The following is a 12,236-nucleotide window of genomic DNA, read 5'->3' as shown; positions in this document are numbered from 1 at the left end:
AACTAAATTACGCAGGGTTATAAATTACCGCATAAATAGTGCAAGGTTGGTCGCCATAAGCCGTAACATAATGCGGAGTTGTTGAATTAAAATAGATACTGTCGCCTGCTAACAAAATATGTTCATCTTTTCCATAACGCACCAAAAGTTTGCCCGCCTGAACAATAATAAATTCTTCACCTTGGTGCATTTGTTGTGTTTTGGTTTCTTCTTCATCGGGTGAAATTTCAATCAAAAAAGGCTCCATGTTACGATCACTTTTGCCTTTTCCTAAAGAATAATAGGTATATTTAACTGAGTTATTACGTGTTTTTTGCATAACCAAATCACTGGTACAGGCATCTTTTTTTATGATAACCGGATCTTTTGCTACCAAATCGTCCATAAAAGTGCCTAGACGAACGCCTAAAGCTCTGGCTATTTTTTGTAAAGGTCCGATAGAAGGGTAAAGGTCTTCTTCTTCAAGCGTAGTAATAAATTCCAACGATAAACCCGAAAGTTCGGCAAGTTGTTCTCTTGTTAAGTCTTTTACTATGCGTAATTTAGAAACTCTTTGTCCTAGCGTTGTTTTAGACATAACTTACTCCTACTTAACTGTTAAAACGTCTTAAACCGCAAAACCCACTCATTTTACAGGGAAATTAAATTTTCCTTATTTGTGGTTTTTGGAGTGTCTTTCTGGCGAAAGCCACTAAGAGACTATTGTGCAATAGCCTCTAACTAAGACTCACAATAAAATATTACCCTTTTCAATAATTTTAGCCCTTTTTAGAAAATAAGCGAAAAAAAAACAAAATACAAGCCTAAAGAGCATTTCAGTTCTAACAATATAATATAACAAGGAAAAAGCTCTAATAAAACAAAGGTAAAACTAAAGGAACCGATAAAGTCAAAATCATTCCATTAAATATTGCGATAATTCCATAAATTTCACCGGAGTAAGCAGTAATCACAGGTAACGCAGTATCCATCGACGTAGAGGCGGCCGCTCCTATCGGCGACATTTTACCAAACCAACGCACTAGCAAAGGGGTCGCCACTAAACTTAAAAGCTCTCGAAAAATATTTGCCAAAAGAGCGATAGAACCAATTACGGGGTTGGCTATTTGTGTTAATAATAAGCTACTTAGACTATAATAACCAAAGCCGCAAGAAATGGCACTCACATCTTTTAAACTTAACGTTGTTTGTTCCAAAGGCAAAAGCCAAAGCAAAAAAGTTGCAATAAAAGCCCCAAGCAAGGTTCCAAAAGCAACCACCAAAGGCACATAAACAACCTTATAAGAATATTGGCGTATAATATGAATCCAATTCAAATTTGAACCAATGCCCACACCAACACAGACCAACAAAAAATAAAAAACTCTCGGAACTAATTCTTTATTCGTTAAAAATTCAGGGTGATATGAAAATAAAGCAATAACAATTCCACACCCAAAAGCGGCTAAAATATAGAAACTGCTTAATACACTCGCAATAATAGAAGACGAAATAAAGCGTTGTTTTTTTTCTTGTTCAGCTTGAGGTGCTTGTTGTTCAGAGTTGACTTTAATATAACGACTAAACTCAACCAACTTAACAAAATAAAATTTATCCAAGAAAAAAACTATTAATGCCGAAATAAAAGTACAACAAAAACCGATAATTACCGCCTGCAAACCAAGAGTCGAAATTTGACTCATAATTTGAGCGTTACTACCTAAGCTTAAACCCAATAAAAAAAGTAACAAATAAAGAACAGGTTTAGTAATTTTATCCGCACCGTTTAAAAACCAAGTATGTTTTTTAAAGAAAAAACCAATAAATCCGCCTAAAAGCATAGAACAGATAACTTCAAGCATTAAACTTACCTTTATTTATTATAAAAAATATCAATAAAAAATTGGTTAGTATTAAAAAAATAAAAAGATATATTTTAATACTAACCAACTTAAACAGTCATTTTATTAGTCGTCTTTTTGACTTAACTCTTCGGGGCTTAATACAACTTGGGCATAAGGGTCAATATAACGTAATCCACCTATTGCTTGCGTTTCTTTGAGTGAATGCAAAAGTTGCATACGCCAATTATCAGGACAAATTCTATTCGCCAAGTATTCAAGGCTGTGTTGAACCACGCGTTTTTGTTCATCGCCTTGTTCCAATAAAATACGCGAAATACCTATTTTACAAGAAGGACAACCAACAATAATAGGAGTATCAGCCGTATAATTATTCAATTCTTCAAACAATTGTAGACTCTTACGTTTACGCAAATAGTTATAAATCTCAGGCGAACTTAAAGCCCCTAATCCTGATTCTCCGCAACAACCGGGGCTAATATTCACCTTACTGCCGCTCGCCTTTTCCAAAGCTTTTGCATAAATACCGGCGGCTTTCATTTTAGCCACACCCACCCACTCACTATGACAAGCCGCATGATATAAGAGTTTATCATAAACCACAGGCTTTTTATCGGAAGCATTAGTAAATAAATCAAGGTGGTTCGCCATTAAAAGCTGAATAACGTCCATATATTCAGGTTCAGGCATATTTTCAGGCAAAAATTCCTTGAGTTGGTGTTTCCCAATACTATCTCGACAAGTACCACAGGCGGTTAGTAAATGTGTAACCTCAAAACCGAGCTTATCAGCAGCAGTTAAAAGACTTTTTAAAGTTTCATTGTTATGCTGGCGATTTCTTTCATAATTTTTTTCATCACCGGAAGATAACAAAGGATAACCACAACACAAATGTTTATCAGGCATAATCACCGCATAACCCGCCATCAACAAAAGCTGAATAGATGACAAAGCAATATTGCGATAAAACAACGAAGCCCCACAACCCGGAAAGTATAAAACCGCATCAGGCAAAGCCCCGGACTTTTGTGCATCAAAAGACGGTTCTGTCTTAGGCAAAAAGATATTACCACGCATTAAACGTAAAGCGTCGGCAAGGGTTTTATTTCCTACGGGCGGAGTTTTACTGTTAAATAAGGGGTTGTTGATGCGTGATCTGAAACTTTCGGGCAGTTTTTGCAATAAAGGAAAAAGCTTTTCTTGAACATGTTGCCCAAAAGCCGCCATCTTTGCCATTTTAGGAATACGTTCTTCGGGTTTGTGAGCTAAATAATTTAAAACTTGAGTTTTTATCGGGTGTCCGCCGGCTTTGCGTTCGGCGACAAAAGAACGTAGTTTTAAGGCAACTTCCGCCGAATTAATTTTAACCGGACAAACCGCCATGCACTTTCCACAGCCCGTACAGTGTTCCATAATACGCAATAATTCTGCTAAGAGTTTGGGATCAGGCGTATTCTGGTAGCCGTTTGAATAAAAAATTGCTTCGACCAAAGCCCCAATAGAAATATTTTTATTCCGTGGATAATAAAAGAAAGTCGGGTCAGGATAATGCATCGGACAAACGTCTTTACATTTTCCACAACGGTTACAAACTTGTACTGTTTTTAATAAAGAAGCTAATGTTTCTCTATCTTGTTCCCTTAAGCCACTTTGATTAATATCTTGAATTAACTTGTTAAATGAAAAGGTAAAGGGGCGTGTTGGAAGTTCTTTTTGAGTGAGTTTAGCAGGGTTAAATAAGTCATTGGGATCACACTCTTTTTTATATGCCTTTAACGCATTCATCTCGTCATCAGATAAAAAAGCAATTTTTGTGATACCAATGCCGTGTTCACCGGTAACCGCACCACCAAGTTTTTGAGCAACGCTCATCACAACGCCTGCAACCAACTCTGCCTTTCTTAACATAACGGCATCATTGGAGTTTACGGGAATATTAACGTGGCAATTTCCATCGCCTGCGTGCATATGGCTGGCAACGATAACACGCTTATCCTGCATCATTTTTTCAGCTTTATAAATTTCTTCCGCCAAGTAAGGATAGCGTTCCACCAACTCGGAAAAGAACAAGCTACACTGTAATTCAAGCCCTTCTTCGTCTTTTTCCAAAGGTTTAAGGGTATTGGTTCTTAACTGTTCAACATAAGCATCTAAAGTAAAAGTAGGCGTAGGAATGCGTTTTCCCTGTCTCATTAAACGCTTAAGCAAGTTGGCTTCTCTCAAATCATTTTCGTAATTATTCAAACCACCATCTTGCATCAAGCGAGACGCCAAACTAAACATTTGGTTTAACTCTTTGTCTTCGTTAGGAAAGTCTTCAAGCCCCGCAATATCTCTTAACGCATCACGGAAAGCACTAGCTAAACATTCTACATTAAGACGCTCTAAAAAAACAGAAAATTCAGGAATTACTTCCATTGGAATAACAATATCTTCGTTTATTTTAAAGCCAGAAGTACGCTTGGAAATAGCGGATAAACGATGGCGATCTTCCCAAAAAAGTTCGGCTTCTTTCTCGTCTTTAGCTAAAAAGGCATCAACTTCGTTTAAAGGTTCACAAATCGCAATAATGTTATTACTCATTTCTTCGAGGGCGGTTTTATCGTTACTGTCTAACTGTAAAATTAAAACAGAAATCGGCTCGCCTTCGTATTTATGAGACTTTTTCTTATATTCGATAACTCTAACATATTTACTGTTAAATTCTTCTAAGGCGGTTATTTTGACTTTATCCGCATTTTCCCTTTCCGCATTACGCAACTCAACGATTTCTTTAATAACGTTCATGGCGGTACGCATGCTTTGCCCATAAAATTCCAAAACCATGACCTGCATATGTTCAGGCTTGGGATAAAGCACAAAACAGGCTTCGGTAATAATACCGTCTACGCCTTCTTTTTGAACTCCGGGTAATCCGCCAAGGGTTTTATTAGTAACGTCTTTGCCAAGACCCTCTGCTCTAACCACAGTTCCGCTTAAAGAAATTTGTTTTATTTCTTTTCCGCTTTCCGAGTCTTTCATTATAAAAACAGCGGTTTCATCAGGCATAATTTTATGACGCGGGTGGTTTTGGCGTTCAATATCCACAACCTTTCCATCAGGTAAAACCATGCGATAAGATAAAATACAGTCGATAGCCGAACCGTATTCAAAAGCCATTGGTCCGCCTGAGTTTTCTGAAATATTTCCGCCTATACTTGACGCAGCTTTAGAGGCAGGGTCAACGGTAAACAACAATTTTTTGGTCGCCGCCGCTTTAAATGCATTAACCGTAATTACGCCGGCTTCAAGACAAATATATTGATTTTCAACATTAATCTCTTTAATCGCCGTTAATTTTTCCAAACTTAAAATAACAGAACGCCTCTTAGCGGGAATAGCTCCGCCGGTTAAGCCCGTTCCCCCACCACGAGGAACAATCGCAAAACCAAGCTCGTTAGCTAAACGCACAATCGCACTAACTTCCTCAGTATTATGAGGTAAAAGCACCATTAAAGGCAGTTCCATTCTTAAATCGGTCGCATCAGTCGCACGTTCCACTCTGGCGGAAGGGCGAATATCTATACTATCAGCAGGCAAAACAGTTTTTAAACGTTCGATAATCGTATCTCGAAAGCGTAAGTCGCCTTCGTAGACGTCCCAAAAAGAATCTATCCCTTCTTGAATACTTTTAGCGTATTCATCGGATAAACCGTTTTTTAAAGAGTAAAAACGCTTATTTACGCTTGCTTTTACTCTTTTGGCATCAATAAAAGGGTTATAACAAACTAAATATAGTTCTGAGGCAAGCTCCATAACAAGCTTACGCACGCCTTCAGGATATTCTTTAAAGCTTTCGGGATCCAAAAAAAGAGTTTTTCGGATAAAAGCTGATGCCGGAATTGATATATGAGTTCCACTATGTAACATAAAAATTTATCTCAAAAATAATTTAGTTAAAGGTAAATTTCAAAATAAAGACCATTGCAAAACTCGGTTTTGCGTTCTTTTTTTATCGTTTTATGCTCTGTTGTAAATAGAATAAAACGTCTAAAAAATTAACTATTGGCATTATACCTTATATTTTATACAACAAAGACCATTATAATAAGCCGTTAAACTTATATTGTAATGGTCTTTATTTTGATTGTCTAGCCTTAATTAGGCTTTATTCCAAAAGGTTTTTTAATCAATAAAGGTTGGCGTTGTTTTGCGGTAAGCCACTAATCATCAAGCCCCATGGCTTTTCCAACTTTTTTAAAGATATTTTTTGCTTTATTAATTGGTCTTTCTTCTTCTAAAGCTTCAAACTCTTCAAGCAATTCTTGTTGTCTTTTTGAAAGGCGTTTTGGAGTTAAAACCTTAACTTCAACCAACAAATCTCCAACTATCTTAGGATTATTTGGGTTCGGCAATCCAAGACCGTCAAGGCGGAATACTTCACCGCTCTGAGTTCCGGCGGGAATTTCCATAGGAACGGGGCTATCTAAGGTAGGAACTTCTATACGCTTTCCAATAGCCGCCTGAACCATAGTAATTTCAGTTGTATATATTAAATCTTGGTCTTGCCTTTCAAAAGTTTTATCATCATCAACCTTAATAAACACATAAAGATCGCCGTTAGGGCCGCCGTTTTTACCGGCTTCGCCCTCGCCCCTTACTCTAAGGCGATTACCACTATCAACACCGGCAGGAATTTTAACGCTTAACTCTCTAAATTCTTGAATTTGTCCACGTCCCTTACATTTTGGACAAGGGTTAGTAATAATAACACCCTCACCATTACAACGATTACAAGGAACGGAAATTTGGAAAAAGCCTTGATTGTGCCTAACTTGCCCACTGCCCTGACATTGCGGACAGGTTTCAGGGCTTGAACCGGCGGCACATCTGTTCCCTTTACATTCAGGACAAGTCGACATACGAGGAATTTTTATATTGACCTCATCACCTTTAGCAGCCTGACGAAAACTAATATTTAAGTTATATCGCAGGTCGTTTCCAACGCTAGGCCTAGGGCCACGAGAGCGTGAACCTGATGAAAAACCAAAAAGATCGCCGAAAATATCGCCGAAACTACTAAAAATATCATCATTACTACTAAATCCGCTTCCGCCACCGCTTACACCTTCATGTCCAAAACGATCATAGCGAGCTCTTTTATTTGGATCTCGCAAAATCTCATAGGCTTCCGCCGCTTCTTTAAAGCGTTCTTCTGCCTCAGGGTCATCAGGGTTTCTATCGGGGTGATATTGAAAAGCGATTTTACGATATGCTTTTTTTAAACCATCTTCATCAATAGTACGTTCAACACTTAAAATTTCATAATAATCTCGTCGACTCATATAAAACAGCCATTATTCCAATATTTATGGGTTATAAACAATATTTTTCAGATGACAATAAAATAAAAAACTTATGGTTAAACATAAGTTAGAGACTATTGCACAATAGGCTCAAAGTGGCTTTCGCCAGAAAGACACTCCAAAAACCACGAATAAGGACACTAGGCTGGCTTTGCCTGCCAGTGGACTTGGGAGATTCGGGGGAATCCCCCGAAACAAAGGGAAAATTTAATTTCCCTGTAAAATGAGTGGTTTTTGAGACTTAAGACGTTTTATGCTATGTGCATACAGAGTATAAAACGATGACAAAAGTACGCAAAACCGAGTGTTGCAATGGTCTTAGTTATGAAATAACATTATACAGCCAACACAAATGTCAAGGGTAAAAAACAAACAAAATTTTAATTTGATTCCAAGTTTAAACCACCATAACCTCACTTTTTGAGTGTGTTACGGTGGTTTAAAAGATATAAGAACAAGCTAAAAAACTATGTTAATCTACATGGTCTTCAAAGTATATCTTTGGCTTTCTTAAATCTTGTGATTCAGAAAGTGCCTCTAAATTATTTGGATCAGGCATAACCTGCCCTTCCATAGGGTTATATTGAGCAAAATCATCAGGAATAATTTTTCCTGAGGCAATTTCACGCAAAGCAGTAACGATTTCTTTGTTGTTACAGCCAACAAGTGCCTCATACCCTTCACGATATTGAGCCACACGTTTAATAACCATTTGCACCAATAAAAAACGATTATTCACACGTTCTTGACAATCTTCAACGGTAATGCGTGCCATGAAAACTCCTAAGGCAGAGCCAAAGTACTATAAATTTAGCTGTTATAAAAAATAAAAATTGCCATAATCATAAAAAATATGACTCTTTTTAAAACTAACTTAATTACCAATCCGACCCTTTTCACTAAAGAGGGGGTATAAATCATTATATATTATTTCAAAGTCTGTCAAGCATAATATTATTTTTCAGCCTAATTTAGATTAGTTTAAATATTTCATTAAGATAAAAAGCTTGTTTTACAACTTGTTCAAATAAATAAAATAGAGTATGATTATTTATTAAATCAATATTTCCATTTATTAAAGGTGCATAATGAGCCAAGAGATTGATAAGATTATTTATTCGATGATTCGTGTTTCTAAAAAACATGGTCAAAAAGAAGTCTTGAAAGACATTTCTTTATCTTATTTTTATGGAGCAAAAATAGGAGTTTTAGGGCTTAACGGGTCCGGAAAAAGCTCGCTCCTAAAAATTTTAGCCGGAGAAGATAAAAGCTTTGATGGTGAAACCGTACTCGCCCCTAACTATACTATAGGTTATCTTCCTCAAGAACCTCTCGTTGACGAAACCAGAAGCGTCAAAGAAATTGTCGAAGAAGGCGTAAGTGAGCTTATCAAAATCAGAGACGAGTTTGAAGCCATAAACGCAAAGTTTTCCGAACCAATGGAAGCTGACGAAATGGACGCTTTGATTGAAAAACAGGCGGAAGTTCAAGAACTTATGGACGCAAAGGGAGTTTGGGACTTAGACGCAAAACTCGAAATGGCTATGGACGCACTGCGTTGTCCACCTCCCGAAACTTCTGTTTCCGTAATTTCCGGTGGTGAACGTCGCCGTGTTGCTCTTTGTCGCTTACTTTTGAAAAACCCTGATATTTTATTATTAGACGAACCCACAAACCACCTTGACGCAGAGTCGGTTTCTTGGCTTGAACACTTTCTTCAAAGTTTTCCGGGAACAGTTATCGCCGTTACCCACGATCGTTACTTTTTAGATAACGTAGCCGGTTGGATTTTGGAACTTGACAGAGGTCGCGGGATTCCTTGGAAAGGTAACTATTCTTCATGGCTTGAACAAAAACAAAAACGTCTCGCCAACGAAGAAAAAACCGAAGCCGAACGCCAAAAAACTCTTGCCAGAGAATTAGAATGGATTCGCATGGCTCCAAAAGGTCGCCACGCAAAAAGCAAAGCCCGTATTAACGCTTATGAAGCCATGCTCTCTCATGAATCAGAACGACTCGGAAAAGATTTAGAAATTTATATTCCACCCGGTCCACGCCTTGGAAAGCTCGTTATCGAAGCGAATAACGTTTCTAAAACTAAAGGCGATACGCTCTTAATTGAAGATATGAATTTTATTATTCCCGCCGGGGCTATTGTTGGAATTATCGGACCAAACGGAGCCGGTAAAACCACCTTGTTTAAAATGATTACCGGACAAGAAACGCCTGACAGCGGAACAATGACTATAGGTGAAACCGTTAAGCTTGCTTACGTTGACCAAGACAGAGCTTCACTCGAACAAGGTAAAAGTGTTTATGATGTCATAAGCGATGGATATGACACCATTAAACTTGGTAATAAAGAAATAAATTCAAGAGCTTATTGTTCTCGTTTTAATATTATGGGTGCTGACCAACAAAAAAACGTTGATGTTTTATCAGGCGGTGAACGTAACCGAGTGCATCTTGCAAAGATGCTTAAATCCGGTGCAAACGTTATACTGCTTGACGAACCGACAAACGACCTTGATGTAAATACCATGCGAGCTTTGGAAGATGCTTTAGAAAACTTCGCCGGCTGTGTTTTAACAATCAGCCACGATCGTTGGTTTTTAGACCGTATCGCCAGCCATATTCTCGCTTTTGAAGGCGATTCCAAAGTATTTTTCTTTGAAGGAAATTACTCTGAATATGAAGCAGATCGTAAAAAACGTCTGGGCAAAGCGGCGGAACAACCACACCGTATTAAATTTAGAAAATTAACTCGTTAATTAAAATAATTCAAAATAAAAAACAGCCGGATATTTAAACATATTCGGCTGTTTTTTATTATTGTTGTTAAAATTTAATTATAGTTGGTTTCATCACAAACTATTTTATCGGCTGTTCCGATAAACATATCGTGCAAAGTTCTTACGGCAAGTTCTATATATTTTTCTTCAATTAAGATAGAAATTTTTATTTCTGATGTGCTAATCATCATAATATTAATATTTTCTTTTTGTAAAGCCGCAAAAGCAATCGCCGCAACGCCGGAATGGTTACGCATTCCAACACCGATAGCAGAAACCTTGGCAACATTAAGGTCATAAGTCAATTCTGCGTTGCCACCTAGTTTTTTGCAAATATCTTCAGCTATGGCGATAGTTTTTTTAATATCTTTACGCGGTGTAGTAAAGGTCATATCAGTAACGCCATCACGACTCGGGTTTTGAACTATCATATCAACAACAATTCCCGCATCAGCTAGAGGGCTGAAAATTTTTGCCGCCACACCCGGAGTATCCGGAACAGAACGCAGGGTAACTCTTGCCTGATCTTTATCATAAGCTATACTGGAAACTAAAACATGTTCCATTATTTTATTCTCCTTTGTTACAAGTGTACCGACATTATCACTGAAGGTAGACCTGACATGAACAGGTACATCATATTTTTTTGCAAACTCAACAGAGCGAATTTCTAAAACTTTTGCTCCCATACTCGCCATTTCGAGCATTTCGTCATAAGAAATATGGGATATTTTTCTTGCATCTTTACACATATTGGGGTCAGTCGTATAAACACCCTCAACATCAGTATAAATTTCACACTCAACCGAACCAAGAGCCGAAGCCAAAGCAACAGCAGAAGTATCAGAACCACCTCGACCAAGCGTGGTTATTCTACCTTTATGGTCTTTACCCTGAAAACCGGCGGCAACAAGAACATCATAATGATTAAAAAGATTTTCCAAAGTGCCTGATTCTATGCCGTGAATTCTTGCCCTTCCATAACTGTCATCAGTATAAATCGGAATTTGATGTGCAAGTAAAGAGCGAGCCTTAACACCGGAATCTTTTAACAACATGGCAAACAAAGCAATGGAACATTGTTCGCCGGTAGCAACCAAAACATCAGTTTCAGCAGGGTCAGGATTAGCAGACCATTCATTCGCCAAAGCGAGTAACCTGTTTGTTTCACCGGCCATTGCAGATAAAACAACAAGCACCTTATAACCTTTGGCTCTGGCTGCCATAACTTTTTTTTGTACGGACTTCATTCTCTCTAAAGTAGCAACGGAAGTTCCGCCAAACTTTTGTACTATAATAGACATTTCATATCCTTATGTTTTAACTTTATATCATAAAAAACTAAATTCTATGTAATACAGCATTTAGACAAAAAATATTCTATACATTTTAATAACTTTATACAAACTAAAAAGTTACACGTTTTTTTAAAAAGCTAAAATTAATTCTTTTAAAATCAAACACTCATTTTTCCCTTTGGCACTTATTTCAAGATTACGCTTTTGATTAAGTTCAAAGTCTTGTTCTATAAAAGAAAAATCAAAACGCAAATACTCGGACGGATAAAGATAAGCGGGCAATCGTTCACTCCACTCCAGTAAAATCACGGCATTTTTGTTTTCAATAAATTCCAAAAACTCTTCATCAGGCACAGAACCTTGAACCAAACGATATAAGTCGGCATGAATAATTAAAGGATCAGTCGGATATATATTATAAAGATTAAAACTTGGACTAGAAAAATCAACAGTTTCTTTCTTCAAACTTGAAAGCACTATCGAGCGGGAAAAAGTAGTTTTTCCCACACCTAAAGTTCCATTTAACAAAATAATCGGCAAGTTATTACAATCAACAGAACCACTCGGTTTATTTTTTTCTGTTGAGGAAAATAATGAACCTAAAATACCTGCGAGAATAGCCCCAAGCTTTTCGGTTTCTTCCAAGCCGTCTATATTAAAATCTACTTTTATTATATCCATTTATAAATTTTATGACTACTTTTTTATCTAGTCAAGTTTTATTACAAGCTCAAGCCAAACACAAAATAAAACAACTATAAATTTTGATCACTTTATAAAATATTGCTAAACTATTATTGCTCAATAATCTCATAAACATAAAAAGAGACTATAACTTTTTACAAAAGCCCCAAAAAACAGTCGAATATATATTACAGAGATTAAAACTTGGACTAGAAAAATCCACAGCTTCTTTTTTCAAACTTGAAAGCACTATAGCTCTGGAAACAGTAGTTTTTC

7 protein-coding genes and 1 pseudogene are annotated in these 12,236 nt (G+C 37.1%); 1 reads left to right on the top strand and 7 read right to left on the bottom strand.

Features of this window, described 5'->3' with window-relative positions:
- Positions 1-7: 7 nt before the first annotated feature.
- The 5 genes and pseudogenes from BT999_RS00800 to rpoZ all read right to left on the bottom strand — a co-directional run.
- Complete coding sequence (locus BT999_RS00800) at positions 8-577, bottom strand: cupin domain-containing protein (protein ID WP_072695501.1); 570 nt, start codon at positions 575-577, stop codon at positions 8-10.
- 274 nt (positions 578-851) lie between these two features.
- The gene (locus BT999_RS12255) at positions 852-1,841 is read right to left on the bottom strand and encodes a LysO family transporter (RefSeq protein ID WP_084650533.1); all 990 of its coding nucleotides are present in this window, start codon (positions 1,839-1,841) and stop codon (positions 852-854) included.
- Positions 1,842-1,946: 105 nt separating this feature from the next.
- Positions 1,947-5,750: an FAD-binding and (Fe-S)-binding domain-containing protein gene (locus BT999_RS00785; RefSeq protein ID WP_072695499.1), complete on the bottom strand. Its 3,804-nt coding sequence runs from the start codon at positions 5,748-5,750 to the stop codon at positions 1,947-1,949.
- 293 nt (positions 5,751-6,043) lie between these two features.
- On the bottom strand, positions 6,044-7,165 hold the full coding sequence (gene dnaJ, locus BT999_RS00780) for a molecular chaperone DnaJ (protein WP_072695497.1): 1,122 nt from the start codon (positions 7,163-7,165) through the stop codon (positions 6,044-6,046).
- 601 nt (positions 7,166-7,766) lie between these two features.
- A pseudogene (gene rpoZ, locus BT999_RS12640) lies at positions 7,767-7,961 on the bottom strand (DNA-directed RNA polymerase subunit omega); the annotation flags it as partial.
- 313 nt (positions 7,962-8,274) lie between these two features.
- Here rpoZ and ettA point away from each other — a divergent pair.
- Positions 8,275-9,957, top strand: coding sequence for an energy-dependent translational throttle protein EttA (ettA, locus tag BT999_RS00770; protein WP_072695495.1), 1,683 nt, complete (start codon positions 8,275-8,277; stop codon positions 9,955-9,957).
- Positions 9,958-10,031: 74 nt separating this feature from the next.
- Here the strand turns inward: ettA and BT999_RS00765 are convergent, their stop codons facing one another.
- Together BT999_RS00765 and tsaE are read right to left on the bottom strand one after the other, a co-directional pair.
- A complete protein-coding gene (locus BT999_RS00765; RefSeq protein ID WP_072695493.1) occupies positions 10,032-11,282 on the bottom strand; it encodes an aspartate kinase in 1,251 nt (416 codons plus the stop codon).
- Positions 11,283-11,405: 123 nt separating this feature from the next.
- Positions 11,406-11,957: a tRNA (adenosine(37)-N6)-threonylcarbamoyltransferase complex ATPase subunit type 1 TsaE gene (gene tsaE, locus BT999_RS00760; RefSeq protein ID WP_072695491.1), complete on the bottom strand. Its 552-nt coding sequence runs from the start codon at positions 11,955-11,957 to the stop codon at positions 11,406-11,408.
- Positions 11,958-12,236: the final 279 nt, after the last annotated feature.

The sequence above is a fragment of the Desulfovibrio litoralis DSM 11393 genome (assembly GCF_900143255.1).
Classification (GTDB): Bacteria; Desulfobacterota; Desulfovibrionia; order Desulfovibrionales; family Desulfovibrionaceae; genus Frigididesulfovibrio_A; species Frigididesulfovibrio_A litoralis.
The sequence above is the reverse complement of the archived record's forward strand: the minus strand, read 5'-3'. Positions and strand labels throughout refer to the sequence as shown.